The organism is Micromonospora sp. HNM0581, from assembly GCF_012726175.1.
GTDB lineage: Bacteria > Actinomycetota > Actinomycetes > Mycobacteriales > Micromonosporaceae > Micromonospora.
Genome location: NZ_JAASAD010000001.1, coordinates 156,523 through 181,887, shown reverse-complemented (window position 1 = coordinate 181,887; position 25,365 = coordinate 156,523). Strand labels below are relative to the sequence as shown.

Sequence of the window (25,365 nt, the reverse complement as noted above, 5' to 3'; positions counted from 1 at the left end):
CGCCATCTGGCTGGTGGCCCGCAGTGGGGTTGGCACCGAGATTCACCGCCCTGGCCGGCAGAGCCCGAACCCTCCAGCACACCGGTCGGCTCGTCGAGGTGTCCGTCAGCCGGCGTCGCCTGGACAATGGTCACGGTTGGCCGGCGACAGGCCAGGCGACGGCGACGGTCCGGTGTCGATGACCAGTTCCAGCGTGGGACCGTCGCCTGTCAGCTGATGTAGTGCAGGATCACGTTGTGCACGTGGTGGCTCTTCTGGTCGCCCCGGAACTCCACCTCGTACGTGTGCGTGCCGACGTGGATGGCGATCGCCCCGGTGGAGAAGAAGGAGCCACCCCAGGACTTGTTACTGACCACGCTCACACTTGTGATCTTCGAGTACGGGATGCTGGTGATCGCGTACTTCTTGCCGATGAACGAGCGGTCCTGGATGATGACACGCCGGTCGGTCAGCCCGATGAACCCGGTGCCGGTACCGACGGCGTCGTAGACGGCGATGATGGTCTCACCGTCGAGCAGGCCGCTCTGGATCTGCTGGAACTGTTCCTTGCGGTCATAGGTCGCGTTGGTCATGCCGCCAACGGTAGGCAGCGGGTGCCAGCAGACGTACGGTCAACTCTCGGTGACCGTACGGTAGGCGTCTTCGATGCGTGCGGCCAGCAGAACCTCACCCTCGGTGAGGGGTTCGTTGCCGTGCCCGACCCGGATCTGGGTGTGATCGGCGCGTCGACTGATCTCCGGACGCAGATGCAGTGCGTCGGCGACCACCTTGACACGCTCGGTGAGTGCCGCGTGTTGGGTGTCGTCGATGACGAGGGTGCGTCGAATCTGCTCACCCTCACGTGTCCAACCGGACAGTAGGGTGAGGGCGTCGCTGAGGTAGTCGTGCCTGGTCCGACTGCCGAACAGCGCACGCAACACCGCACCTCCCAGGCTTCGTTGCCGGCTTGTGGCCAAATCGTCGCCGCCCCGTGTCATTGTCGGTGGTCCTAGTCTTACGTCGCACGGGTGGTGTGTCCACGCCCACACTTCCGGGTATTCCTGGCCTGACGGACGACCAAGCTACCCAAACCGCCGATTGATCTGGCACTCTGGACGGCCGTGCGGACCGAACGGGCGAATGGTGGCGAGGATGCCGTGCGACGCGATCCGAAGGTGATCGTCGGCGCGGCCATCATCAGGGGCGGGCGGGTGCTGGCCTGCGCCAGAGCCGCCCCGCCCGAAGTCGCGGGCATGTGGGAGTTCCCCGGCGGCAAGGTGGAGCCGGGAGAGAGCGAGACGGCGGCGCTGGCCCGCGAATGCGCCGAGGAACTGGCCGTACGCGTGGAGATCGGTGCCCGGATCGGCCACGACGTCCGGATGGCCCATGGTCGTTCCGTGCTGAAGGTGTACGCCGCCCGCCTCCTGTACGACGACGAGCCGCAGGCCCTCGAACATTCCGCCCTGCGTTGGCTGACGGCAACCGAGTTGGACACCGTAGCCTGGCTCCCCGCCGACACCCCCATAGTCGCAGCCCTCCGCCCCCTCCTAACCCCCTAACCACCCCACCCCATCCACTGTTGCGCGCGTTGATCATGAGGTTGGCGGCATTAGTTGATCTCCAGGGTGCCGCCAACCTCATGATCAACGCGGCGGAGGGGCGGACAGGGCTTGGCGGACGATCCAGGGGATGTAGGCCGGGTCGAGGGTGTCCTGCCAGGTGAAGCGAAGGACCTTCCAGCCGGCGTTGGTCAGGCGGTTCTGTCGGCGGCGATCGGCGAAGATCGCCTCGGGAAGGCGGTGGGGGCCCTGGCCGTCGGCCTCCGCGATCACCTGGGGAGCGAGCCAGCCGAGGTCGCCGATGCCGAGCAGGTATCCGTCGCGGTCGCGTACCGGTAGTTGCAATGTGTCGGGCGGCACCCCGCCGTCGACGCAGCGCAGCCTGGTGCGGGTCTCCAACGGGGATTGGGCTCGCCCATCCGCTTCCGCGAGATGGCCGCGGGCCGAGATGGCGCCCCGCCGGCGACGGATCCGGTGCGCGATCGACGCCAGGTCGTCCTCGGCCAGCAGTCCCCGGCTCAATGCCGAGTCCAGCGCTGAGACGGCCGCGTATCGCCCAACCCGTAGGATCACGTCGCTGACCGTGGTGATGGCGTCGGTGGCCGGCAACCCGCCCAGGTCGACCAGGGACCCCGGCGGGTGTTCCCGTTGGTGCAGCATGATGTTGGGTTGCCGGATCCGCGCCCGCTTGGCTGCTGCTCCGGGCAGACCTACGTGAATCTCGTCGGACCTCGGCAAGCCGGCTATGCCGTGGAGTTCGGCAGCGCTTTCGTGGACTGCATGGGCGGCTGGCCCCAGCGAGAGCAGTACGGCCCGGATCAGTTGGCGCCGGGTCGGCTCCGCCGCCCAGAGGGGTTGCGGCAGATAGACGGCCCGTGCCAAGGGCTGCCACCGCCCGGACGTGACGAGGTTGTCTACCTCATGCTGCATGTAGCCATTCGCCAGCGCCTGCCCACGGCACACGAGCCCGTCCTGCCCCGCCGCGACCCGCCGAATTCGCCCTTCCCAACCCATCCCCAAAGCCTCGGGGACCGCAGTCGCCTACCGCAGCCCCTGTGGACAACCGCATTGATCATGAGGTTAGCGGCATCCTGTAGATCAACTACTGCCGCTAACATCATGATCAACAAGGGCGGGCGGGCGGGGTTAGTGGGTGGGTTCGTCTTGGTCGGGGTGGGCGAAATTGAGGTGTTCGGGGGGGAGCGGGAAGGTGACGTCGTCGCCGAAGGGGGAGGGGGCGGCGGCGCGGTCGAAGGTGAGCTCCGTCAGCGGGAGCTTGCCGCTGGCGTCGACCGCCGGGGCCGTGGGATGGGGCACCTCGCGGTGCCAGTTGACGCCCTGCAGGGCCTGCACCTCGGCCTGGGCGTCGTGCGAGCCACCCGCGTGTGAGTTCACACCGTCGTCCGCCGTGGTGGAGGAGCGCAACGCGCCCGGGGAGTGTCCGCTGGTAACGCTGGTCTTAGGCACCTGACCCCTCCGAAAGATCTTGCTGCCGAGCCACACGAGTGGATCGTACCTGCGGTCGACGACCCGTTCCTTCATGGGGATGATGCCGTTGTCGGTGATCTTGATGTGCTCGGGGCAGACCTCGGTGCAGCACTTGGTGATGTTGCAGAAACCCAGGCCCTGCTCGGACTGCGCGTACTCCTTGCGGTCGGTCCGGGCGTCCAGCGGGTGCATGTCGAGTTCCGCGGCCCGGATGAAGTACCGGGGGCCGGAGAACGCCTGCTTGTTCTCGTCGTGGTCCCGGATCACGTGGCAGACGTTCTGGCACAGGAAACACTCGATGCACTTACGGAACTCCTGCGAGCGCTCCACGTCGACCTGCTGCATCCGGTAGTCGCCGGGGGCAAGATCGGCCGGGGGGGCGAAGGCGGGGGTCTCCCGTGCCTTCTCGTAGTTGAACGACACGTCGGTGACCAGGTCCCGGATGACCGGGAACGTCCGCAACGGTGTCACGGTGACCGTCTCGTGTTCCTCGAACGTCGACATCCGGGTCATGCAGCCGAGCTTGGGCATCCCGTTGATCTCCATCGAGCAGGAGCCGCACTTGCCGGCCTTGCAGTTCCATCGGCAGGCCAGGTCGGGAGCATCGGTGGCCTGCAGCCGGTGGATCACGTCGAGGACCACCTCACCTTCGTTGACCTCGACGGTGTAGTCCTGCAGGTCACCACCTTCGGCGTCCCCCCGCCAGATCCGGAACTGGCGCTTCGCGCCCTGCTTGCCGGGCGTGCCAGCTGTCTCGGTAGCCATTGCTCAGCGCTCCTTCTCGACGTCGTCGGTGGCCGCGTCAGCGGCATCGGCGGCGACGAGGGCGTCGAACTCCGTCAGCTCCTCGTCGGTGAGGTACTTGGCCAACTCGGCGCGGTCGAACAGGCCGATCAGCTCGGCGCGCATCTTCGGTAGCGGCTTGCGTTCCAGCCGGACGGTGCCGCCGGCCAGTGAGCAGACCAGGTTGACCCGCCGCCACTGCGGGTCCATCGTGGGGAAGTCCTCGCGGGTGTGGCCGCCGCGCGACTCTCGGCGCTCCAACGCCGCCTTCGCGGTGCACTCGGAGACGACAAGCATGTTGCGCAGGTCGAGTGCCAGATGCCAGCCCGGGTTGTAGCGCCGGCCACCGGAGGCGCTGACTTTCGCCACCCGCTCACGAAGCTCCGCCAGGCGGGCCAGCGCGTCCGCCAACTCGGCCTCCCGCCGGATGATGCCGACCAGATCCCCCATCACCGCCTGAAGGTCCTGTTGGAGGGTGTACGGGTTCTCGCCGGTGTCCCGCTGCAACGGCGCCAGGGCCGTCTCCACGGCGGTCTCCACCGTCGACACCGCCACCCGGGGCCGACCGGTGAGCCGGTCGACGTAGGTGGCTGCGTGCCCGCCGGCCCGCTTGCCGAAGACCAGCAGGTCGGAGAGGGAGTTGCCGCCCAGCCGGTTGGAGCCGTGCATCCCGCCGGAAACCTCACCGGCAGCGAACAGCCCGCGCACCGAGCCGTACGCGGCACCGCTGTCCGGGTCGACCTCCACCCCGCCCATCACGTAGTGACAGGTCGGACCGACCTCCATCGGCTCCCTGGTGATGTCGACGTCGGCCAGCCCCTTGAACTGGTGGTGCATGGACGGCAGGCGACGGCGGATCTCCTCGGCCGGCAGCCGGGAGGCGATGTCCAGGTAGACGCCGCCAGCGGGCGTACCCCGACCGGCCTTCACCTCGCTGTTGATCGCCCGGGCGACCTCGTCACGGGGCAGCAGCTCCGGCGGGCGCCGGTTGTTGTCCGGGTCGTCGTACCAGCGGTCCGCCTCCTCGGGCGTCTCCGCGTACTGCTTGCGGAAGACGTCGGGGACGTAGTCGAACATGAACCGTTTGCCCTCGGAGTTCTTCAGGATGCCACCGTCACCGCGTACCGATTCGGTGACCAGGATGCCCTTGACCGACGGCGGCCAGACCATGCCGGTCGGGTGGAACTGAAGGAACTCCATGTTGATCAGAGTCGCCCCGGCCCGCAGCGCCAGCGCGTGTCCGTCCCCGGTGTACTCCCAGGAGTTCGAGGTGACCTTGTAGGACCGGCCGACGCCCCCGGTGGCGAGCACCACGGCGGGCGCCTCGAAGAGGACGAACTCGCCGGACTCCCGGTAGTAACCGAAGGCGCCGGCGACGCGGTCACCGTCGAGCAGCAGTTCGGTGATCGTGGTCTCGGAGAAGACCTTGATCCGCGCGTCGTACGAGCCGTGGTCGCGCTTGTCCTCCTGCTGCAACGAGACGATCTTCTGCTGGAGGGTGCGGATCAGCTCCAGCCCGGTGCGGTCACCGACGTGAGCCAGGCGGGGGTACTCGTGGCCGCCGAAGTTGCGCTGCGAGATCTTGCCGTCCCTGGTGCGGTCGAACAGCGCACCGTACGTCTCCAGCTCCCAGATTCGCTGCGGTGACTCCTTGGCGTGCAGTTCCGCCATCCGGAAGTTGTTGAGGAACTTGCCGCCGCGCATGGTGTCCCGGAAGTGCACCTGCCAGCTGTCCCGGCTGTTCACATTGCCCATGGCCGCGGCGGCGCCGCCCTCGGCCATCACCGTGTGCGCCTTGCCGAACAGCGACTTGGAGATGATCGCGGTCTTCCTGCCGGCCAGCCGGGCCTCGATCGCCGCACGTAGGCCGGCACCGCCGGCTCCGATCACGACGACGTCGTAGTGGTGTCGTTCGATGCGCGTGGTAGCGCTCGTGTCGCGGTGAGAATCGGTCGTCATGTCAGGGGCCCTCAGTTGATGAACCGCAGATCGGAGATCCACCCAGCGGCGACGGACATGACGTAGAAGTCGGCCAATGCCAGTGTGCCGAGCGTGATCCAGGCGAGCTGCATGTGCCGGACGTTGAGCCAGGAGACGTAGCCCCAGGCCCGGTAGCGGACGGGATGCTTGGAGAAGTTCTTCAGCCGCCCACCGATGATGTGCCGGCAGGAGTGGCAGGAGATGGTGTACGCCCAGAGCATCACCACGTTGCCGAGCAGGATCAGGTTGCCCAACCCGAAGCCGAAGCCCTCGGGGCTGTGGAACGCGAGGATCGCGTCCCAGGTGTTGATCAGGGAGATGACCGCCGCGAAGTAGAAGAAGTAGCGGTGCGAGTTCTGCACGATCAGCGGGAACCGGGTCTCGCCACCGTAGGAGGCGTGACCGTCCGGTACCGCGCAGGCCGGTGGTGACAGCCAGAACGACCGGTAGTACGCCTTGCGGTAGTAGTAGCAGGTGAGCCGGAAGAGCAACAGGAACGGCAGGGTGAACGCGGCGTCCGGGATGATCCACCAGCCGGGCAGATACTGCCCGAAGTGTGCGGCCTCCGGGATACACCGGTCGGTGACGCACGGTGAGTAGAACGGGGTCAGGTAGTGGTAGTCCTCGACCCAGTACCACCTGTGCATGAAGACCCGGACCGTCGCGTACGCTACCCACGCGCTGAGCCCGATGACCGTGATCAGCGGGGCGAACCACCAACGGTCCGTCCGCAACGTCTTCGCCGCGATGGCGGCGCGGGCGCGCACACCCCGCGGTCTCGTTGCCGATGATGTCATTCGCGTCGTCTCCCTGACGGGGCCCTGTCACGGGCGGCGGAACACTTCCGGGTGGTACGCGGAACGGGCGTACCCGCATCCGCCTGCCACGTCATGCGCACACCAACGACCGCACCGGACGTACGGTGCAGCTAAGTGACACACGTTACGCCGATCCAGGCGGCCGTCCGCGCAAGGCAGTGTCCCGTGTGTCCCGTACTTTGGAAACCCTCTCGCCATATCGATGTTCGGATCCGGGTGAAAGAGCGGTAGCAGGTCAGCCGGATGCCCCGCCGGTGCAGTACCAGCCGGCCGGCGCACCGGCGGCACCTCCTCCGGGGCGCTGTCCACCCGATGGAAGGTCACGTCGGCCCCGAAACCGCGACCTAGCTCCCAAGGTGGGTGCGCAGGAAACCGAGTTCCAGGTGGAGCAGGCGTTCAGCGAGGCCCCCGGCGGCCATGTGGGTGGCGCCGGTCAGCGGCAGCACCGAGTGGGGCCGGCCGGCGGCCAGCAACGCCGCCGACAGCCGAAGTGTGTGCGCCGCCACCACGTTGTCGTCGACCAGGCCGTGCACCAGCAGTAACGGGCGGGCGTGTGCCGGGTCGGTGACCGGCTCGGTGGCCAGTTCAACGAGCGAGTGGTGCGCGTAGACGTCCTCACCGTCAGCTGGTGGCCCCAGGTACCGTTCGGTGTACGCGGTGTCGTACAGGGCCCAGTCGGTGACCGGCGCACCGGCGATGCCGCAACGGAACAGCTCCGGATGCCGCAGTACCGCCAGACCGGCGAGCCAGCCACCGAACGACCAGCCGCGCACCGCGACCCGGTCCAGGTCGAGGTCGGGGTGCTTGTCGGCGAGCGCGGTGAGTGCCTCCACCTGGTCGAGCAGGATCACGTCGGCGACCCGCCGGTGGATGGCCTTCTCGTACGACGGGGCGATGCCCGGCGTACCCCGGTTGTCGGTGACCACCACCGCGAAACCGGCGTCGGCCCACCACTGTCGCTCCAGCCAGGCCGAACGCCTGGCCACCACCTCCTGGTGGCCGGGACCGCCGTAGACGTCGAGCAGGACCGGCAGTCGTCGACCGGTGACGTGATGGTCCGGGTAGAGCACCGCTGCGGGCAGCCGACGGTCGGTCACCCGCTCCAGCAGCGGCAGCGGACAGTAGCTTGGCGTGGCGGCGAGCGACCGCAGCGTGCCGACCTCCCGGTCCCCCTGGAAGACCGTCCACCGGACACCTGCGTGATCCAGCGACGCGCTACCGACGACCAGCACGCCGCCACCCACCGCACCGGTGTGCCAGCCGGCGTCGTTGGTCAGCCGGCGAGCGTCCACGCCGCCGCCGATACTGGTCCGGATCCGGAACAGGTGCTGTTCGCTCGGCTCACCATCGCTCGCCTCGACCAGCAGGTCCTCGGGCCCGCTGTTACCGGAGAGCCGGCCGACCACCCGGCGTACGTACAGTGACGGCGGAGTGAGCAGCGTTCCGTCGGCGAAGAGGCAGCGGGCGTCGTACCCGTCGTGGGCCAGCTCGCCACCGACCAGCACTCGACCGTCGGGCAGATGAGCGGGGGTACCCGGGATCGGCTCGACCCAGCGTGGGTCGGCCAGTTCGGCGTGCACCTGGGTCTCCCCGGTGCGCGGATCGACCGCGAGTACCAGTCCGTGCTGCTGGGCGCGGCGCAGGACGGTGATCAGCGGGGCGCCCTCACCCCAGTGCACCGCCGTCAGGTACGGGTAGGTTTCCCGGTCCCAGTGCACGTCCACCCAACCGCCGTCGAGGTCGAGCAGGTGCAGGCTGACCTCGGCGTTGGGGCCGCCCGCCACCGGGTACGCGACGGTTGCCGGCGGGCTGCCCGGCTGGGCCGGATCGTGCAGGTGCCAGCGGGGCAACCGGGACTCGTCGACGCGGGCGGCGAGCACGGACCGACCGTCGGGTGCCCACCAGTAGCCGCGGTGCCGCCCGAATTCCTCCGCCGCGATGTGCTCGGCCAGTCCCCAGAGCACCCCGGAGTCCTCGCCGGCCAGGATGGTGTCGGCACCGTCGGGGTCGATCACCCTCAGCTCGCCCCGGCGTACCCCCTCCGCGGCGTCGGTCACGTAGGCCAGGCGCTGCCCGTTCGGGTCCGGGCGGGGGTCGAGCGCAGGCCCGACGGTGGGCACCTCGATCACGTCGCCGTGCACCAGGTCGGCCCGGAAGAGCCGGCCGGCGAGCACGAACACCGCGACCCGTCCCGTGGCGTCGAGGGCGTACGAGCCGATGCCGGAGGCGCTCAACCGTAGCCGCTCCCGTCGGGCCCGTTCCCCCGGGCTCAGCGCGTCGGAGTCCCGGTCCGTGTCGATCAGGGCACTCGGATGGGCGACCAGTCGTTCTGCGCCGGTCGTCACATCCAGCAGCCAGAGCGCGTCGACCGGATCCTCCGGCCCGGCCGATCGTAGGAAGATCACCCGGGTTCCGTCGCCGGACACGGAGACGGCCCGCGGCGCCCCGTGGCTGAACCTGCGGGTGCGGGCGGCCAGCTCGGGAAAGTCCACAAGCCAGATCGTAGGCCGGTGGCGGCCCCGATGTGAGCGTCCTGCGCGGACGCGTCCCGGCCGGTGGACGAGAACTGCCGGTTAGAGTGACCGTCGTGACGACGCTGCCTGACCGCCGCCTGCTGCTGGTGCACGCGCACCCCGACGACGAGTCGATCGGCACCGGCTCGACGATGGCCCACTACGTGGCCACGGGTGCCCACGTCACCCTGGTGACCTGCACGCTTGGTGAGGAGGGCGAGATCCATGTACCGGAGCTGGCCGGACTCGCCGCGGCCGAGGCCGACCAGTTGGGTGGGTACCGGATCGCCGAGCTGGCGACCGCCTGCGCCGAGCTGGGGGTCACCGATCACCGGTTTCTCGGTGGGGCCGGCCGCTACCGGGACTCCGGGATGATGGGGTTGCCAACCAACGAGCATCCCCGGGCCTTCTGGGGTGCCGATCTGGACGAGGCAGCCGGTCATCTGCTGGAGATCATCCGTGAGGTACGCCCGCAGGTCGTCGTCACGTACGACGACAACGGCTTCTACGGCCACCCCGACCACATCCAGGCGCACCGGGTCACCATGCTGGCCGTGGACCGGGCCGCCGCCGAAGGGCTCGCACCGGCGAAGGTCTACTGGACGGCGATGCCACGCAGCGTGCTGGAGGCGGGAATGACGCACTTCGCGGAGACGTCGGACAATCCCTTCGCCGGTGTCGCCGATGCCACCGAGCTGCCGTTCTGCACCGCCGACGACCAGATCGCGGCGCGCATCGACGCCACCGGGCAGCACGCCGCGAAGGAGGCCGCGATGCGTGCCCACGCCACCCAGATCCCGGCCACCTCCTGGCTGTACTCGATCGCCGGCAACTTCGGTGCCGAGTTCATGGGGGTGGAGTACTTCACCCTGGCGCTCGGGACGAAGGGGACGGGCAGCGGCCCGTACGGCTGGGAGTCCGATCTGTTCGCCGGGGTCGACACCGCGGCGCCGGACACGGGCGGCGGCCCGGATGTCGAGGGCGGTTCCGGCCGTCGGCCGGTGTCCTCGGCCGGTCAACGGTGACCCTGCCCGCCGCGATGTTCCTCGCTCCGCAGGAACAGCAGCCGCCCCGGTCTCGCCGTGGGTGGCGGCGCCCGCTCGACGTCGGTCTGCGGGTGAGTGGCGGTGTGTTCGCCGTCGTGGCCGCGACGGCGACCGCGGTGCTGGAGCTGCTGCTCGCTCCGCTGCGGGTCGGTGGGAATCTGATCGGTGTCACGGTGCTCGTGGCCGTGGCTGCGAATGTCGCACTCAGCTGGTTCGCCGTCGAGACGGTCGGCCGGCGCTGGGCGGTGGTGCTGCCGGCGCTGCCCTGGGTGGCCATCATGGTGATCGCCGCCGGCCGGACCAGCGAGGGTGACATACTGCTCGTCGGCAACTGGGTCGGGCTCGCCCTGGTGGTGGGTGGGGCGATGACCTTCGCGGTGATGGCGTTCCGATCGATCCTCGCGCCGGCTCCGCCTTCTGGACGGTACTGACGTCGCTCAGCGACGGGTGGTAGATATTCCTGCCAGGAGACCCGCCATCCGGGCGGGCGGTACGGCGGGAGGCGTGTAATGGGACAGCGGTGGCGCGCGGTCGGGGTGCTCGCGATCGCACTGTTCGCGGTCAACGTGCTCGCCCGGTTGGTCATCCGGTTCGGTTTCGACGGCGACGACAGCGTCGCCGACCGGGTGTCGCTCGGGATGTTCGTGGTGATCGGTCTGATGTTGGCCGGTGTCGCGTTCGTCTGGGGTGCGCGACGTCCGCTGGCCCGCTGGGCGGGCGAGGTGGCCGCTGCGGTCGGCCTGGCGGTCGGGGCGACAGTGCTGGTCGGCCCGCTGCTGGTCGGTGACAACCCGTTCGCCGGTGGCGGTGCGACGTTCTTCGCGCAGATCGGCCTCTACCTGGTGGTGACCACGATCGGAACGATGTTGGGCTATCTGCTGCTGGTCACGCTCGGTCGTGACCACCGTTCGCGCGGTCTGCAACGGTACGCGGAGACCAGTGCGGCCAGGCCCCGCCGGGTCGTCCGTCGCTGATCGGCGGGGTCACTGTGGTGCGACGCGGGTCAGATAGGTGTGGTGGGTGGTGAAGCCCAGCCTGCGGTAGAGCGCGACCGCACCGCTGTTGCTCTGTTCGACCTGTAGGAACGCACCGGTAGCTCCGGCCTCGGCGGCCCAGTCGGCGAGTGCCCGGATCAGCCGGCCGGCGAACCCCTGCCGGCGTGCGGCGGGCAGCACCTCGATCAGGCACAACCCGAGCCAGCGGCCCCGGCCGGTCACCGTGCCCCGGCCGGTGGCGACGAGCGTGCCGTCCACGTACACGTGGGCGAAGCGGATCTGGTCCACCGCGGTGAGCACGTGTCGGGCGGCGTCCGGCAGCCCGCCCTTGCGCCCGGCCGCCACGGCGAGCCAGTCCGCCGACGGCGCGGTGGCCAGCTCGACCACCGGATCGTGCGCGCCGCCCGGTCCGGACCGGCTTCCCGTGCCGGCAGGGTCACTCCGGGCGCGGGTGGGGTCGGGGCCGCCGGCTGCTCCGGTGACCACGACGTCGGCTGACGGTGCGGTGAGGGTGGCGAGTGGCGCGGTCTGCACCAGCACCGGTGGGCGGCTACCCCAGCCTCTCCGGTCGAGTTCGCCGCCGACCGGTGCGGCCAGCGGCAGCGGCGTGTTCACCATGGCCGGCAGGCCGTTTTCGGCGTACCAGCGTTCTACCTCGTCGAGGGCGGCGGGCAGCGGGCGGTCCGGATCGCCCACCGGTAGAGCCGAGTTGGCCCGTCCGGTCCAGCCGTCGGCGGCCCGGAGCAGCCAGTCGCCCAGCCGGGCCTGGACGGGCGCCGGCCACGCCTCGTCGGCGGCGAGTTCCAGTTCGATCGTGGCGGTGGCGGTGGGCCGGCGGGAGGCCGGGACCCGCTTGGCCCGGTGCACCTCGGCGATCGGTACCCGCAACCGCCCCTGTCGGGTGGTGAGCGTGAGATGGGTCTCGGTGAGCTCGACCAGCTCACCGAGGGCGTCGGAGTAGACCGTACGGCCACCGCGTACACCGATGCGGCGCCGCACCACGATCCGGTGTCCCACGTCTTGCTCTCGGAGCACGATCGACCTCCTCCCCGGCGAGATACTAGGCTCTTACCGTCGCGGGTGATCGCGGCGTGTCTTGCGGAGGAGAAGACCGGTGACCTACATCATCGCCGAGCCGTGCGTGGATGTGCTCGACAAGGCATGTATCGAGGAGTGCCCGGTCGACTGCATTTACGAGGGCAACCGGATGCTCTACATCCACCCCGACGAGTGCGTCGACTGTGGTGCCTGTGAGCCCGTCTGCCCGGTGGAGGCGATCTTCTACGAGGACGACGTCCCGGAGCAGTGGAAGGACTACACCGGCGCCAACTACGAGTTCTTCGAGGATCTCGGCTCGCCCGGCGGGGCCTCGAAGATCGGCAAGGTGGAGAAGGACGCCACGTTCGTCGCCGGGCAGCCGCCTCGCGGCGAGGGCCACTGAACCGGCCCGCGCCGGTCTCGTCGCGGCTGCCCGAGTTCACCTGGGACACCCTGGACGCCGCGGCCACGCTGGCCGCGGCGCATCCGGACGGCTTGATCAACCTCTCGATGGGTACGCCCGTCGATCCGGTGCCGCAGGTTGTCCGGCAGGCACTCGCGGACGCTTCGGACGCGCCCGGTTATCCGCTGACCGCCGGTACCGTCGCGTTGCGGGACGCGATCACGGGGTGGGTGTCGCGGGCGTGTCGCGCCGACGTGGGCGGGCTCGGTGTGCTGCCGACGGTCGGTTCGAAGGAACTGGTGGCCTGGCTGCCCACCCTGCTGGGGGTGGGGCCCGGTGACGTGGTGGTGGTCCCGTCGATCGCCTACCCGACGTACGAGGACGGCGTCCGGTTGGCTGGCGCCACCACCGTACGCGCCGACTCGCTGACCGCCGTCGGCCCGACGTCCCGGGTCCGTCTGGTGTGGGTGAACTCGCCGGGTAACCCGACCGGGCGGGTGTTGCCCGTCACGCATCTGCGCAAGGTCGTGGACTGGGCACGGGAGCGTGGCGCGGTGGTGGCCAGCGACGAGTGCTACCTGCCGTTGGGTTGGGAAGCCGAGCCGGTGTCGGTGCTCTCACCGGAGGTGTGCCGCGGCTCGTACGACTCCGTGCTCGCGGTGCACTCGCTGTCCAAGCGTTCCAACCTGGCCGGCTACCGGGCCGGTTTCGTGGCCGGTGACCCGGCGCTGGTGGCCGAACTGCTCAAGATCCGCAAGCATGCGGGGATGATCGTACCGGCGCCGGTGCAGGCGGCCATGGTGGCGGCGCTGAGTGACGAGCGGCACGCCGAGGAGCAGCGGGAACGGTACCGCGCGCGGCGCGAGACGTTGCGGGCGGCGTTCGTCGGCGCCGGTTTCACCGTCGAACACTCCGAGGCGGGGCTCTACCTGTGGCTCACCCGGGGCGAGGACTGTTGGGCCACCGTCGACTGGCTGGCCCGGAGGGGGATCCTGGTCGCCGCCGGTGTCTTCTACGGTCCCGGCGGTGGGCAGTACGTCCGGGCGGCGCTCACCGAGTCCGACGAGCGGATCTCGTCGGTCGCTGCCCGTCTGACCTGACCACGACCGACGTCCGCCTCTTGGATGCCCCCGGGGGCGGCTGTCGGTCAACTCGTCGACTCAGCCCTCCGTGATCCGCTCGAACACCCGTGGCAGCTTGTCCCGGCTGTGCCACGCCAGCAGCTCGCTGCCGTACAACTCCTGCAGGGCTGCCGTCCGGCCATCGTGCAGCGTCAGTTCGACCTTCAGCGGAATGTCCCTGATCACACCTCCTCGCAGTCCGATTCGTGGTCAATCTTGATCTTGTAAATCGGCGCGCCGTCGGGTCGTGGCGGCACCTCGACGGTGTGGATCCGGCCGGCGATATCCTCGGCGCGGACGTAGGGCGTGTCGGCGGACGTCGTGGCTGTTCCGCGCGGGTCGGGGCAGGCACGCCGCGGGGCCGGCCGGCTTCGTGACGACACGGGAACGCCGAGGTACGCGGATGGTGCTCGGGGACGACGCACGGCTACGGGCGGCGGTGGTCGGCACCGGCCTGATCGGTGGTTCGGTGCTGCTCCGACTGCACGCCGCCGGAGTCGAGGTGACCGGCTGGGATCCGGACGGGAAAACCCGTGGGCAGGCCCGGCTGGCCGGCGTACCGATGGCGGAGCGGCTGGCCGACGCCGTGGCCGGGCGGGATGTGGTCTTTCTCGGCGGACCGCTGCCCACGTTGCCCGCGACCCTGGTCGAGGTTGCCGCCGCCACCACCGCGGACTGCCTGCTCACCGACGTGGGCAGCACCAAGGCCGAGTTGGCGGCGTTCGCCGCGGAACAGGGGCTGACCAGCCGGTTCGTACCCGGGCACCCGATGGCGGGCACCGACCGGGCGGGGCTCGCGGCGGCGCTGCCGGAGTTGTTCACCGGAGCCGCCTGGGTGCTCTGCCCCGCACCGGACGGGCTGGCCGCGTTCCGCCGCCTCGTCCCCCTGGTCACCGACGTTCTGGCCGCCCGGGTGGTGCCGATGGCGGCGGACCGGCACGACGCCGTGGTGGCGCTCGCCTCGCACGTACCGCACCTGCTCGCCGGGGCGCTGGCCGGCGCGGCACACCGCTCGCCGGTGCGGGACGCGGTGCTGGCGTTGGCCGCCGGTAGCTTCCGGGACGGAACCCGGGTCGCCGGCACCCCGGCGCAACGCACCGCGAACATGCTACGCGGCAACCGTGACCAGGTGCTGGCCGCGTTGGCCCAGGTCACCGGCTTTCTCGACGAGGTGACAGCCGCGCTGCGCGCCGATGACGTCGAAGCCCTCGACGCCCGGTACACCGAGGCGGGTGCCGCCCGCGCCGAGTTGGCCGGTCGCCCGCACCACGAGCAGGTGATCTCGTTCCCTGCGGGCGCGGCGGCAGCCGAGGTGGCCTGGCTGCACGGCGTCGGAGCGGCCGGTGGCCACCTCCGCGGCTGCCGCGTCCGGGCCGGCACCGTCTCATATGTCGCCCAGCTACCGCAGGTCTGAAGCCGGCTCATCGCTGGGCGCGGCACCGGACCCACCAGTAGGGTGAAAGCATGGTGGACGGACCAGTCGTGACCGTGCGCGGCGAGGCGTACCGGGAGGTCTCGCCGGAACTCGCCCGGTTCACCGTGACCGCGCTGGCCCGAGACCGGGATCGGGAGACGACGCTGACCCGGCTGGCCGAGCGGGCCGCGGCGATCCGGGTGCTGCTCGACTCGTACGGGCCGACGATCGATCGACGTGAGACCGGCGAGTTGCGGGTGCGCCCCGAGACGCGTCGCTCCGGGGAGCGGATCGTGGCCTGGCACGGTTCGGTGGTGACCACTGTGACGGTCACCGACTTCACCACCCTCGGCGAGCTGATGTTGCGCCTGGCGGATCAGGATCAGGTCGAGGTCGCCGGTCCGTGGTGGTCGCTGCGGCCGGACAGCCCGGCCTACCGGCAGGCCCGACACACCGCGATCACCGACGCGTTGCAGCGGGCCCGCGAGTACGCCGAGGCGCTCGGTGCCGAGGTGACCGACCTGGTCGAGCTGTCCGACGAGGGCGGCAGCGCCCAGCCGATGATGACCCGGATGGCGTTCGACACCGGCGGGATCGAGGCAGGTGGCCCACCGGAACTGGAACTCGACCCGCAGCCGCAGGGCGTGCACGCGGCGGTCCGGGCCCGGTTCACCGTCAGCCGGCCGGTCCTGACCTGATGACCGTCGCGCAGGTGTTGTCGGTCGAGGCGCTGCTGGAGCGGGCCCAGCGGCTGGCTGATGCCGGGCCGAGGCAGCTGCTCGGCATCACCGGTGCACCTGGGGCCGGCAAGTCCACGCTCGCCGCACAGGTGGTCGAGGCGATCGGCCCGGCTGCTCGGCTGGTGCCGATGGACGGCTTCCACCTCGCTCAGGACGAGCTGCATCGGCTTGGTCGGGAGCTGCGAAAGGGCTCGATCGACACGTTCGACGCCAACGGGTATGTCTCACTGCTGCGTCGCCTACGGCGTAAGGAGCCGACGTCGGTCTGGGCGCCGCAGTTCCGCAGGGATCTGGAGGAGCCGATCGCCGGGGCGATCGAGGTTCCGCCGGAGGTCCGACTGGTGGTTACCGAGGGCAACTACCTGTTGATCCCCGACTGGCCCTGGGACGAGGTGCGTGCCCTGCTGCACGAGGCGTGGTTCCTGGATCTCGACGCCGATCTGCGGCGTCGTCGACTGATCGCCCGTCATTTGGCGTACGGCAGGTCGGAGCAGGACGCCCGAGCCTGGGCGCTGGGCAGCGACGAGGTGAACGCGGCACTCGTGGCCGGCACCGTCGACCGTGCCGACCTGACGGTACGCCTAGCGGAGCTCCCGTCGGGGTGACGGGACGGCCCGCCGTAGGAGCCACGCCACCCGGGATCTCTCCCGCTGGAACTCGGCGGCGTCCGGGTAGCCGCTGTGGCTGCGGATCGGTGGATCGGCGATTTCACCGTCGCTGGGATGCAGCGCCTCGGGGTCGATGACCGCAATGTCCCGTTCCCCGGCGGTGACCGGCCAACCCAGGGGGTCGGTGTCCCGCCAGAAGTTCGTCCACCGGGTTCCGCCGCCGGGACGGGCCAGCGCCTCGGCCAGCACCGGCAGCCGGTCGGGTCCGAAGTAGGCGGGAAAGACCCGACCGTAGAGTCGGGTCAGTTGGCAGCCGTAGGAGAAGAACCAGATCCGGTGTCGCCAGCGGTTCGGCATCTGGAGGATGACCGCGGTGCAGATCACCGTGCCCTGGCTGTGCCCGGAGAGGATGATGCCGTCCACCCTGCGTGGGTCGTGCTCGGCGAGCGCGATCAGCCCGGCGGAGCGGGTGAGTAGTTCGGGTACCGCCCGTTCCGCGTAGCTGGGCGGTGCCAGCGGGTGGGCGGCGCGTGGCCAGAAGGTTCCCACGTCCCAGACCACGCCGACGGACCGTCGGATGGTGTTCTTGCGGTAGACCAGCATGCCGACGGCGGCCACCGCCACCGGCAGCCAGCCGAGTAGTGCGTCGCCGAGATCCGCCACGGAGTTCATGACGACAACGGCACCGCCGGTCGTCGTGTTCGCCGGGAGGGGCCAGGCAAGTACGGCTGCGCAGGCCACGATGGCGAGCACCGCCAGCGCGCTGGCGTACCAACCGGTCAGGCGCAGGGCGTGTTCGCCGACCAGCCGGTGCAGCGCCTGGTGGGAGCTGACGTCCCGGGCGCGGCGCAGGTCGTGTGCGGACAACTGGTCGCTTCGGGCGGCCAGTTGGGCGTACTCCCGACGGCGTAGCAGGTGGAAGAGCACCACGGCGCGGACGCCGATCAGGGCGAGTATCAGCAGCGCGGCGGCGAAGGCCAGGCCGGCCCAGGTCACCGGGGTCGGCGGGACCACCAGGGGTCGTTCGCCGGTTGCGTCCCCGTCGTTGAGCAGGTTGGTGACCCAGTAGAGCACGCCGGTGCTGTAAGCCAGGCAGAGTAGCCAGCCGAAGCCGGCGATGACGGCGGGCGCGCGTCCGTGCCAGGCCAGGTCGGTGTGCGGTTCGAGTGGTTGCTTGATTTTCGTGGGGCGGGTCCGGGGCAGCAGCAGACCGATGGAGGCGAGGGCGAGCAAGGGCAGGACCAACTGCCACAGCGCGATCGGGGCCGGTGGCGCGGCGGGTAGCCAGCCGTGGCACCAGGCCGCACCGGGGACGATCAGCAGCGCGGCGACGGCTGAGGTGGCGCCACCGCGCCGACCGGAGCGAGCGGTCGCGCCGATGGCGATGAGCAGGAGCAGTTGGCCGGTTCCCAGCCAGGCGACGACCCGGTCGAAGCCCGGAAGCGAGCGGTCGGTGAGGCATCCGGGCTGCGTCGGATCCTGTTCGCAGCCGACGGGCGGACGTAGGTCGACAAATGTGACGCCGGCTGTGGTGTCGGGTAGTAGCAGCACCACAAAGGTCCCGGTCAGGCCGATTCCGGTGAGGACGATGACCGCGATGCTCCATCTGCCGAGTGGGGTGGCGCCGTCGCGCCGGCTCAGGAAGGGCCGCCCTATGGCGACGAGCGTGATCGCCACGACGGCGGTGAACGCAGCCACGGCCGACCAGGTGACAGCCGCTCGGGCGCCGTGCGGCGGGTCGAGTACCGAGACCGTGCCGAGTGGGACCGCTGCCGCCACCACCGTGCCGATGCACAGGTGCAGTACGGCAGCGCGGCGTAGCTGCCCCTCGCCCCACCAGAACGTCGGATCCTGTAGAGGATTGGCCAAAGGTTCAGGTGCTGGCTCGGTGGCGGGCGATGGGTCCTGCATGGGCTGACCGAGTGGTACGTCGACGTCGGCCGGAGGTGGGGTGCGACGTGCCGCCGGATTCGTGGTGGGGTCGGCCGGCATCACCGCCTCGTACTGGTAGGTACGCCAGGTCACCAGACCGAGCACTGCGATCATGGCGAGCGGTACGGTCAGGCCCACGGCCAGGGCCCGACCACCCTGCTGCCACCAGGCGTTGGCGAGGAAGCCCCACGGGCCGGGAATCCGGCTGAGACAGGCCTCGTCCACGCACTGCCAGCCGATGAGATCGATGCCGACCCCGGTCATGGCGAGCACGGGTGTGCCCGTCAGGGTCAGGCAGAAGAGCCGGATCAGCCAGGCCGCCACGCCGGAGCGACTGGCCAGCCGTTCGGTTTTGGGGTCCGCCGGTATGCCCGGCCGGGCGTGCAGGGCGACGTTGGCCAGGGTGAACGGTAGTAGCAGTGTCCACAGGGCACGCTCGATGTCGCGGGCGGTGCGCGCACCGGAGGTCAACTGCCCCCAGCTGTACGCCTCGACGACGATCGGGTCGCGCGGCGCGGCGTTCGGTAGGCGGTAGAAGCCGGTGACCGGGCCGCCGGCGACGAGCCGTGGCTGGGGTGGTTCGTCGCCCGGCTCAGCCGTCAGGCCGAGGGTCTCGGCCGGCGGTGTGTTTGACACTCCGTGTACGCGTAGTTCGAGGATCCGGCCTCCCATGTGAGCCTCCCGGTGACGCACCTGTCACCTACAGTGCCTGACATGGTGGCTCGGGTGCCACTGGTCATGGGGGTGTTTCCCCAGCTAGAAGGGTCATTGTGGTCAGTCGGTCTGGCGTGTCGGTCGGTCTGGACCGCCGATCGCTACGAGATCCGCCGGTAGCTCCCGGCCGATGATGACACCCGCCCCGAGCGCCGGTAGACACCGACAGTGACTCCGGTGGGGGTCGGTGATCCGCCGTCGAGGCACCTGTGGTGGGGGTCGGTCCTGGATGGACCTCACCTGTCCGACCGTGCCCGGGGTTGCCTCGCCGGCGACTCAACTTCGTCAAATTCTCGACCCCGTGTTGCATACTGAGTATGCAACTCTGGGGTGAGTCGATGTGGCGTACATCGATGGAGACGCTTCCAGAGGAGGATTCAGTTGCGACGAAGGAGCAGACTGACCGCCACCGGACTCGTACTGGGTCTGGTGCTCGGCGTACCGGTGGCGGCCACGGCCGCGCCGACTTCGCCGGCAGCGGCCCCACCGGCCAGCGGTGCCGACGGCCGACCGGCCACCGGTGGCGAAGCGGCCACCGTCACCCTGATCACCGGAGACCAGGTGACCGTCACCTCGGCCGGGGCGAGCGTACGCCCGGCCGAAGGTCGGGACGACATCCGTTTCATCACCCGGCGGGAGCGGAACCACCTCTGGGTGGTGCCGCAGGACGCCCTGCCGATGATCCGCGACGGACGGCTCGATCGCCGGCTCTTCGACGTGGCCGGACTGGTCGCCGCCGACTACGACGACGCGCACCGCGACGACCTGCCCCTGCTCGTCACCTACCGGGCGACGGCCCGGCGGGCCGGTGCGCCCGACGGCTTGACCGTCACCCGTGACCTGGCCGCCATCGGAGGTGTCGCGGCAACCGCCGACAAGCGGCAGACGGGCCGGTTCTGGGCCACGGTCGCCGGTGCCGGCGAATCCACCGGTGCCCGGTTCGACGCGGCGGGGGGTGTCGAGCAGGTCTGGCTCGACGGCCGGCGACAACTGACACTGGAACACAGCGTGCCGCAGATCGGGGCACCCGCCGCCCACCAGGCCGGCTACACCGGTCAAGGGGTACGCGTCGCGGTGCTGGACACCGGTGTCGACGCCGCGCATCCCGACCTGGCCGGCCGGGTGGCCGAGGCGAGGAACTTCTCCGAGGACCCGGACCCGGGCGACCTGGTAGGGCACGGCACCCACGTCGCCTCGACCATCGTGGGCAGCGGCGCCGCCTCCGACGGCCGTCACCGCGGGGTGGCACCCGACGCGACCCTGCTCTCCGGCAAGGTCTGCGAAGGGATCGGGTGCGCGGAGTCGGCCATCCTGGCGGGGATGCAGTGGGCCGCCACCGAGGCCCGGGCCGACGTGGTGAATGTCAGCCTCGGTGGCACGGACAGCCCGGGTGTCGACCCGCTGGAGGAGGCGGTGAACACACTGACCGAGCAGACCGGCACCCTTTTCGTGATCTCCGCCGGCAACGACGGACGGGTCGGCAGCGTCAGCTCACCGGCCAGCGCGGACGCCGCGCTCGCTGTCGGTGCCGTCGACCGGGACGACCAGCTCGCCGACTTCTCCAGCCAGGGTCCACGGGTCGGAGACGACGGTCTCAAGCCGGACGTCTTGGCACCGGGAGTCGACATCGTGGCCGCCCGGGGGCAGGGCACCGAGCTCGGTGAACCCGTCGGAGGACAGTACGTCTCGCTCTCCGGTACCTCGATGTCCGCACCCCACGTCGCCGGTGCGGCGGCACTGCTCGCCCAGCAGCACCCCGATGCGACACCGGAGCGACTCAAGGCCACCCTGATGGCCTCGGCCAAACCGGATCCGGACTTGACCGCGTACCAGCAGGGCGCCGGCCGGGTCGACGTGGCGCGGGCCATCGCCCAGTCCGTGGTCAGCGAGCCGGCCAGCGTCTCGTTCGGCCGGACGCTGTGGCCCCACGACGACGACGAACCGATCGAGCGCGAGGTGACCTGGCGTAACACCGGCACCACACCACTCACCTTGACACTCAGTGTCGACGCCACCGGACCGGACCGCGAAGCGGCCCCCGAGGGCATGTTCACGTTGGGGGCCCCGCAGCTCCAGGTACCGCCCGGCGGTACGGCATCCACCACGGTCACCGTCGACACCAGCGGCGTCGGCCCGGAGGGTCACTACACCGGCCGGGTGGTCGCCCGCTCCGGTGACCTGGTGGCGCTCACCCCACTGGCGGTGAACAAGGAGGTGGAAAGCTACACGCTCACCCTGCGTCACCTCGACCGTGACGGCGCCGAGCCGGACAACTCCGCGACCTTCCTGATCGGACTCGACGACTTCAGCGAGCACTCCGTGTACGACCCGGAGGGCACCACCGAGGTGCGGATCCCGAAGGGACGGTACGGGCTGGCCAGTTTCGTCGACGACGAGGAGGGCGGCAACCTGACCCTGCTGACCCGACCGGAGCTGGTCGTCGACGCCGACATCGAACTCGTCGTCGATGCGCGTACGGCAGGTCCGGTGCGGATGAGCGTGCCGGACCGGGCCGCGACGCCCGCCTTCGTCGCCGTCGACGCGACGTTCCTGGTCGATGGCGGCGGAGCCAGTTTCGGCGTGGTCGCCGGCGACTTCGACGACATCTTCACCGGTCGGATCGGGCCACGGACGACGCAGGACGGGTTCTACGCCGTGATCACCAGTCAGTTCGCCGACCAGGAAGCGGCGAGCAGTCCGTACCTGTACGCCCTCGCCGAGATGGTGCGGGGCTGGATGCCGAACGGTTTCACCCGGCACTACCGGACCAGCGATCTGGCCACCGTCAAGCAGACGTTCCGGGACGGCTACCCGGACACCGTGGCCGACCGGATGGCCTTCCCCGCCTTCGAGCCGGAGGTGGGCGGCTGGGCGCTCGGGCTACCGGTCACGTTGCCGAGCAAGCGGACCGAGTACTTCAACACCGCCGACGTGCGGTGGAGCACCGACCTGTGGTTCGGCGCACCGAGCGACGACTCACCCTGGCTCGAACCGGTGGCCATGCTGTGGTCGGAGCCAGTGGCGTACCGGGGTGGACGGACCTACCGGGACTCGTGGAGCGGCGCTGCCTACGGGCCTTCGTTCGCGGTGCCTGGCTGGCCGGGCCAGGGACTGACCCGGCAGGGCGATCTGATCACCCTCTCGACGACGATGTACGGCGACGCAGCAGGACATGAAGGAGCTTCGCTCGCCGACGTCTCGCGTACCGCCCTGTACCGCAACGGCAGACTGGTCGAGGAGACCACCGGCACCGGATGGGGGCAGTTCGAGGTGCCGGCTGGTTCCGCCAGCTACCGGCTGGAGACGTCAGCGAAGCGGAGCGTGACCGATCTGAGCAGCGAGGTCGCTACCACCTGGACCTTCCGCTCCCGGCACGTCCGCGGTGACGACCCGTTCCGGCTGCCCGTCTCGGTGATCCGCTTCACGCCGCGGCTCGACGAGCGGAACACCGCACCGGCGGGCCGATCCTTCGTGGTTCCGGTCGTGGTGCAGCCCCAACCCGGCGCATCGGTGGCGAGGACGGCGTCCCTGACGGTCGAGGTCTCCTACGATGGCGGGAAACGATGGCAGCGCGCCAAGCTGCGCAAGGCCGACAACGGCTGGGAGGCCACGGTTCGGCACCCGCGTGGCCCGGGACACGTGTCGCTGCGGGCCACCGCCCGGGACACCGCCGGCAACACCGTCACCCAACGGACCATTCAGGCGTACCGCCTGCGGTGATCCACACCGTCGGATCCGGCACCCCACCGGATGCGACCGCTAGCCCGGAAGGGCACCTTTCCCGAAGACGAGGCGTGGCAAAGGTGCCCTTCCCGGCAGCTCAGTCGTTGGCGTGCAGCGCTGCGTTCAGCTCGATGCCCCGGCCGGTACGGGGGCGGGCCTCCAGCGCTCCGGAGACCGAGTTTCGCCAGAACAGCAGCCCGTCGACGCCGGACAGCTCGCGTGCCTTCACGACCCGACCGTCCGGCAGACTGATCTTCGAGGCGGCGGTGATGTAGCAACCTGCCTCGACCACGCAGTCGTCGCCGAGGGAGATGCCGACACCGGCGTTGGCGCCGATCAGGCTACGCTCGCCGATCCGTACCTTGTCGGTGCCGCCGCCCGAGAGGGTGCCCATGATGGAGGCGCCGCCGCCGATGTCCGAACCGTCACCCACCACCACACCCTGCACGATGCGCCCCTCGACCATCGAGGTGCCGAGCGTGCCGGCGTTGAAGTTGACGAACCCCTCGTGCATGACGGTCGTGCCGGAGGCGAGATGGGCACCGAGCCGGACCCGGTCGGCGTCGGCGATCCGCACCCCGGAGGGCACCACGTAGTCGGTCATCCGGGGAAACTTGTCCAACCCGTACACCCCGAGGTGGCGACCGGCGGCCCGCTCGATGACGCGCAATTCGTCCACCCGCTCCGGCGGGCACGGCCCGGCTGAGGTCCAGGCCACGTTCGCCAGTTTCCCGAAGATGCCGTCGAGGTTGATCTCGTTGGGGCGCACCAGGCGGTGGGAGAGCAGGTGCAACCTCAGGTACGCGTCCGCCGTATCCTTGATCGGGTCGTCGAGCGCACCGATGACGGTGACCACCTGGATGGTACGCAGACCCGGCAGGGCCCGGTCGCCGATCGCGCCAGGCGGCAGGTCCAGCACGTCGGCCTCGTCCTCACCGGCGACCAGCGGCAGTTCGCCGAGGCCCAGCTTGCCTGTCGGGTACCAGGTGTCGAGTACCTGGTCCTCGGCGGTGACGGTGGCCAGGCCAATGCCCCACGCGGATTGTGTGGACGTCACTTACTCACCTCTCGTTCCTGCGGGTGGGCTGCTGCTCGCGACTGCGGCGCTGCCGGCCCGCCCTCACGCTTCGCCCGAGGGCTTGCGTCTCGCGGTCGCCGGTTGTGACGGTACCGTGCGGACCATGGAGAACCCGCTTACCCCCGAGGTCCTCGCCGATCCGGTGGCGTTGACCCGTGCGTTGGTCGACATCGAGTCCGTGTCCCTCAACGAGAAGGCGATCGCCGACTGCGTGGAGGAGGTTCTTCGGGGCGTCCCGCACCTGAGCACCTATCGGCACGGCAACACCGTCATGGCGCGTACCGAGTTGGGGCGGACCAGCCGGGTGGTGCTGGCGGGCCATCTGGACACCGTTCCGCTCAACAACAACTTCCCGTCGACCCTGCGTGGCGATCTGATGTACGGCTGCGGCACCTCGGACATGAAGTCGGGGGTCGCTTACGCGTTGCATCTCGCGGCGCACCAGCCCGATCCCCGCTACGACGTGACGTACTTCTTCTACGAGGCTGAAGAGATCGAGTCGAGGTACAACGGTCTGCACCTGGTCGCGCAGACGCACCCGGACTGGTTGGAAGCCGACTTCGCCCTGCTGTTGGAGCCGACGTACGGCATCGTCGAGGCCGGCTGCCAGGGCACCATGCGGGCCGACGTGGTGACCAGCGGGGTCCGGGCCCACTCGGCCCGCTCCTGGCACGGTGTCAACGCGGTGCACGGTGCCGGTGAGGTGCTCCGCCGCTTGTCGACCTACGAGGCCCGGCGGGTGACGATCGACGGGTGTGAGTATCGAGAAGGCATGAATGCGACCCGCATCCACGGTGGGGTTGCCGGCAACGTGGTGCCGGACCGGTGCGAGATCGAGGTGAACTACCGCTTCGCGCCGGACCGTACGCCGGCCGAGGCGGAGGCCCACCTGCGTGAGGTCTTCGCGGGCTACGCGTTGACGGTGACGGACTGCGCGGCCGGCGCTCTGCCCGGACTGGACGCGGCGCCCGCCCGGGAGTTCCTGGCGGCGGTGGGTGCCGCACCGATCGGCAAGTTGGGGTGGACCGACGTGGCCCGGTTCGCGGCGATGGGTATCCCGGCGTTGAACTTCGGCCCGGGCGATCCGAACCTGGCCCACCACCCGGACGAGCACGTCGAGATCAGCAAGATACGCGACGGTGCGGCGACGTTGCACCGCTGGCTCGCCCCGGCCTGACCGCCGGGGGGTGGGGTCGACGCGATCGGTCGAGGCGTCAGACGGCGGTCAGGCGGGACGTCGCATCGGGATCGGCCGGCTGTTCGGCTGCCTTGTCGAGTAGCCGGGCGCGGCGGCGCTCGGCCACCACGTCGCGGATGCGCCGCTGCATCTGGCGGCGGATCCTGACCCGTTCGTTGTTGCTGATCACGCTCTCTCCTCCCCCGAAGCTCGCGCGTCCTGGCATACCCGGTATGTGAATAGTAAGACGGATGGC

23 protein-coding genes are annotated in these 25,365 nt (G+C 70.0%); 11 read left to right on the top strand and 12 right to left on the bottom strand.

Annotated elements, in window-relative coordinates; genetic code table 11:
* Nucleotides 1-209: 209 nt before the first annotated feature.
* Nucleotides 210-572 carry a PH domain-containing protein gene (locus HCA58_RS00820; protein ID WP_169595801.1) on the bottom strand — a complete coding sequence of 121 codons (363 nt, stop codon included), beginning with the start codon at nt 570-572 and terminating at the stop codon, nt 210-212.
* A 39-nt stretch (nt 573-611) separates the two neighbouring features.
* The gene (locus tag HCA58_RS00815; protein ID WP_240955362.1) at nt 612-977 is read right to left on the bottom strand and encodes a 4a-hydroxytetrahydrobiopterin dehydratase; all 366 of its coding nucleotides are present in this window, start codon (nt 975-977) and stop codon (nt 612-614) included.
* A 123-nt stretch (nt 978-1,100) separates the two neighbouring features.
* Here HCA58_RS00815 and HCA58_RS00810 point away from each other — a divergent pair, with 123 nt between their 5' ends.
* Entirely contained in the window at nt 1,101-1,538 is a 438-nt protein-coding gene (locus HCA58_RS00810) for a (deoxy)nucleoside triphosphate pyrophosphohydrolase (protein ID WP_169595800.1), read from the top strand.
* Nucleotides 1,539-1,622: 84 nt separating this feature from the next.
* Here the strand turns inward: HCA58_RS00810 and HCA58_RS00805 are convergent, their stop codons facing one another.
* From HCA58_RS00805 to HCA58_RS00785, 5 genes are all read right to left on the bottom strand, one after another.
* Nucleotides 1,623-2,468, bottom strand: coding sequence for an endonuclease domain-containing protein (locus tag HCA58_RS00805; protein WP_240955360.1), 846 nt, complete (start codon nt 2,466-2,468; stop codon nt 1,623-1,625).
* A 216-nt stretch (nt 2,469-2,684) separates the two neighbouring features.
* On the bottom strand, nt 2,685-3,791 hold the full coding sequence (locus tag HCA58_RS00800) for a succinate dehydrogenase/fumarate reductase iron-sulfur subunit (RefSeq protein WP_169595798.1): 1,107 nt from the start codon (nt 3,789-3,791) through the stop codon (nt 2,685-2,687).
* A 3-nt stretch (nt 3,792-3,794) separates the two neighbouring features.
* Nucleotides 3,795-5,768 carry a fumarate reductase/succinate dehydrogenase flavoprotein subunit gene (locus HCA58_RS00795; protein WP_169595797.1) on the bottom strand — a complete coding sequence of 658 codons (1,974 nt, stop codon included), beginning with the start codon at nt 5,766-5,768 and terminating at the stop codon, nt 3,795-3,797.
* 11 nt (nt 5,769-5,779) lie between these two features.
* On the bottom strand, nt 5,780-6,586 hold the full coding sequence (locus HCA58_RS00790) for a hypothetical protein (RefSeq protein WP_169595796.1): 807 nt from the start codon (nt 6,584-6,586) through the stop codon (nt 5,780-5,782).
* A 365-nt stretch (nt 6,587-6,951) separates the two neighbouring features.
* Nucleotides 6,952-9,099: a prolyl oligopeptidase family serine peptidase gene (locus tag HCA58_RS00785; RefSeq protein ID WP_169595795.1), complete on the bottom strand. Its 2,148-nt coding sequence runs from the start codon at nt 9,097-9,099 to the stop codon at nt 6,952-6,954.
* An 86-nt stretch (nt 9,100-9,185) separates the two neighbouring features.
* On the opposite strand from HCA58_RS00785, the gene mshB reads away from it, so the two are divergent.
* The 3 genes from mshB (at nt 9,186) to HCA58_RS00770 (ending at nt 11,140) form a co-directional block, all read left to right on the top strand.
* Nucleotides 9,186-10,145 (top strand): N-acetyl-1-D-myo-inositol-2-amino-2-deoxy-alpha-D-glucopyranoside deacetylase, encoded by a 960-nt coding sequence (mshB, locus tag HCA58_RS00780; protein ID WP_169595794.1) that lies wholly within the window; start codon nt 9,186-9,188, stop codon nt 10,143-10,145.
* Between the two features lie 14 nt (nt 10,146-10,159).
* Nucleotides 10,160-10,597: a hypothetical protein gene (locus HCA58_RS00775; RefSeq protein ID WP_169596140.1), complete on the top strand. Its 438-nt coding sequence runs from the start codon at nt 10,160-10,162 to the stop codon at nt 10,595-10,597.
* A 78-nt stretch (nt 10,598-10,675) separates the two neighbouring features.
* Nucleotides 10,676-11,140, top strand: a complete 465-nt coding sequence (locus HCA58_RS00770) for a hypothetical protein (protein WP_169595793.1) — start codon at nt 10,676-10,678, stop codon at nt 11,138-11,140.
* 9 nt (nt 11,141-11,149) lie between these two features.
* Here HCA58_RS00770 and HCA58_RS00765 read toward each other — a convergent pair whose 3' ends face one another.
* A complete protein-coding gene (locus HCA58_RS00765; RefSeq protein ID WP_169595792.1) occupies nt 11,150-12,196 on the bottom strand; it encodes a GNAT family N-acetyltransferase in 1,047 nt (348 codons plus the stop codon).
* Nucleotides 12,197-12,275: 79 nt separating this feature from the next.
* Between HCA58_RS00765 and fdxA the strand changes: the two genes are divergently transcribed.
* Nucleotides 12,276-12,602 carry a ferredoxin gene (fdxA, locus tag HCA58_RS00760; protein WP_007072862.1) on the top strand — a complete coding sequence of 109 codons (327 nt, stop codon included), beginning with the start codon at nt 12,276-12,278 and terminating at the stop codon, nt 12,600-12,602.
* On the top strand, nt 12,599-13,702 hold the full coding sequence (gene dapC / locus HCA58_RS00755) for a succinyldiaminopimelate transaminase (protein ID WP_205807314.1): 1,104 nt from the start codon (nt 12,599-12,601) through the stop codon (nt 13,700-13,702). The genes fdxA and dapC overlap by 4 nt, the downstream gene beginning before the upstream one ends.
* Nucleotides 13,703-13,762: 60 nt before the next feature.
* Here dapC and HCA58_RS00750 read toward each other — a convergent pair whose 3' ends face one another.
* On the bottom strand, nt 13,763-13,909 hold the full coding sequence (locus HCA58_RS00750; protein WP_169595790.1) for a hypothetical protein: 147 nt from the start codon (nt 13,907-13,909) through the stop codon (nt 13,763-13,765).
* 217 nt (nt 13,910-14,126) lie between these two features.
* On the opposite strand from HCA58_RS00750, the gene HCA58_RS00745 reads away from it, so the two are divergent.
* Genes HCA58_RS00745 through HCA58_RS00735 form a run of 3 tightly spaced genes read left to right on the top strand, consistent with a single transcriptional unit; the run spans nt 14,127 to nt 16,482 of the window.
* Nucleotides 14,127-15,137, top strand: coding sequence for a prephenate dehydrogenase/arogenate dehydrogenase family protein (locus tag HCA58_RS00745; protein ID WP_169595789.1), 1,011 nt, complete (start codon nt 14,127-14,129; stop codon nt 15,135-15,137).
* 50 nt (nt 15,138-15,187) lie between these two features.
* Nucleotides 15,188-15,835: an SIMPL domain-containing protein gene (locus HCA58_RS00740; RefSeq protein WP_169595788.1), complete on the top strand. Its 648-nt coding sequence runs from the start codon at nt 15,188-15,190 to the stop codon at nt 15,833-15,835.
* Nucleotides 15,835-16,482 (top strand): nucleoside/nucleotide kinase family protein, encoded by a 648-nt coding sequence (locus HCA58_RS00735; protein ID WP_169595787.1) that lies wholly within the window; start codon nt 15,835-15,837, stop codon nt 16,480-16,482. Before HCA58_RS00740 ends, HCA58_RS00735 begins: the two co-directional genes overlap by 1 nt.
* Here the strand turns inward: HCA58_RS00735 and HCA58_RS00730 are convergent.
* Nucleotides 16,459-19,089 (bottom strand): hypothetical protein, encoded by a 2,631-nt coding sequence (locus tag HCA58_RS00730; protein ID WP_169595786.1) that lies wholly within the window; start codon nt 19,087-19,089, stop codon nt 16,459-16,461. The two genes, HCA58_RS00735 and HCA58_RS00730, sit on opposite strands and share 24 nt — an antisense overlap.
* 423 nt (nt 19,090-19,512) lie before the next feature.
* Between HCA58_RS00730 and HCA58_RS00725 the strand changes: the two genes are divergently transcribed.
* On the top strand, nt 19,513-22,851 hold the full coding sequence (locus tag HCA58_RS00725) for a S8 family serine peptidase (protein ID WP_169595785.1): 3,339 nt from the start codon (nt 19,513-19,515) through the stop codon (nt 22,849-22,851).
* Nucleotides 22,852-22,951: 100 nt separating this feature from the next.
* Here HCA58_RS00725 and dapD read toward each other — a convergent pair whose 3' ends face one another.
* On the bottom strand, nt 22,952-23,911 hold the full coding sequence (gene dapD, locus HCA58_RS00720) for a 2,3,4,5-tetrahydropyridine-2,6-dicarboxylate N-succinyltransferase (protein WP_169595784.1): 960 nt from the start codon (nt 23,909-23,911) through the stop codon (nt 22,952-22,954).
* A gap of 124 nt (nt 23,912-24,035) precedes the next feature.
* Here dapD and dapE point away from each other — a divergent pair, with 124 nt between their 5' ends.
* Complete coding sequence (gene dapE / locus HCA58_RS00715; protein WP_169595783.1) at nt 24,036-25,109, top strand: succinyl-diaminopimelate desuccinylase; 1,074 nt, start codon at nt 24,036-24,038, stop codon at nt 25,107-25,109.
* A 37-nt stretch (nt 25,110-25,146) separates the two neighbouring features.
* Here dapE and HCA58_RS00710 read toward each other — a convergent pair whose 3' ends face one another.
* A complete protein-coding gene (locus HCA58_RS00710) occupies nt 25,147-25,299 on the bottom strand; it encodes a hypothetical protein (protein WP_169595782.1) in 153 nt (50 codons plus the stop codon).
* Between the last annotated feature and the right edge of the window lie 66 nt (nt 25,300-25,365).

Excerpts from the sequence above, each read along its gene's own strand:
- HCA58_RS00820 (WP_169595801.1), bottom strand. The coding sequence starts at position 572 with ATGACCAACGCGACCTATGACCGCAAGGAACAGTTCCAGCAGATCCAG.
- HCA58_RS00815 (WP_240955362.1), bottom strand. The coding sequence starts at position 977 with ATGACACGGGGCGGCGACGATTTGGCCACAAGCCGGCAACGAAGCCTG.
- HCA58_RS00805 (WP_240955360.1), bottom strand. The coding sequence starts at position 2,468 with ATGCAGCATGAGGTAGACAACCTCGTCACGTCCGGGCGGTGGCAGCCC.
- HCA58_RS00800 (WP_169595798.1), bottom strand. The coding sequence starts at position 3,791 with ATGGCTACCGAGACAGCTGGCACGCCCGGCAAGCAGGGCGCGAAGCGC.
- HCA58_RS00795 (WP_169595797.1), bottom strand. The coding sequence starts at position 5,768 with ATGACGACCGATTCTCACCGCGACACGAGCGCTACCACGCGCATCGAA.
- HCA58_RS00790 (WP_169595796.1), bottom strand. The coding sequence starts at position 6,586 with ATGACATCATCGGCAACGAGACCGCGGGGTGTGCGCGCCCGCGCCGCC.
- HCA58_RS00775 (WP_169596140.1), top strand. The coding sequence starts at position 10,160 with ATGTTCCTCGCTCCGCAGGAACAGCAGCCGCCCCGGTCTCGCCGTGGG.
- HCA58_RS00770 (WP_169595793.1), top strand. The coding sequence starts at position 10,676 with ATGGGACAGCGGTGGCGCGCGGTCGGGGTGCTCGCGATCGCACTGTTC.
- HCA58_RS00745 (WP_169595789.1), top strand. The coding sequence starts at position 14,127 with ATGGTGCTCGGGGACGACGCACGGCTACGGGCGGCGGTGGTCGGCACC.
- HCA58_RS00740 (WP_169595788.1), top strand. The coding sequence starts at position 15,188 with ATGGTGGACGGACCAGTCGTGACCGTGCGCGGCGAGGCGTACCGGGAG.
- HCA58_RS00735 (WP_169595787.1), top strand. The coding sequence starts at position 15,835 with ATGACCGTCGCGCAGGTGTTGTCGGTCGAGGCGCTGCTGGAGCGGGCC.
- HCA58_RS00730 (WP_169595786.1), bottom strand. The coding sequence starts at position 19,089 with ATGGGAGGCCGGATCCTCGAACTACGCGTACACGGAGTGTCAAACACA.
- dapE (WP_169595783.1), top strand. The coding sequence starts at position 24,036 with ATGGAGAACCCGCTTACCCCCGAGGTCCTCGCCGATCCGGTGGCGTTG.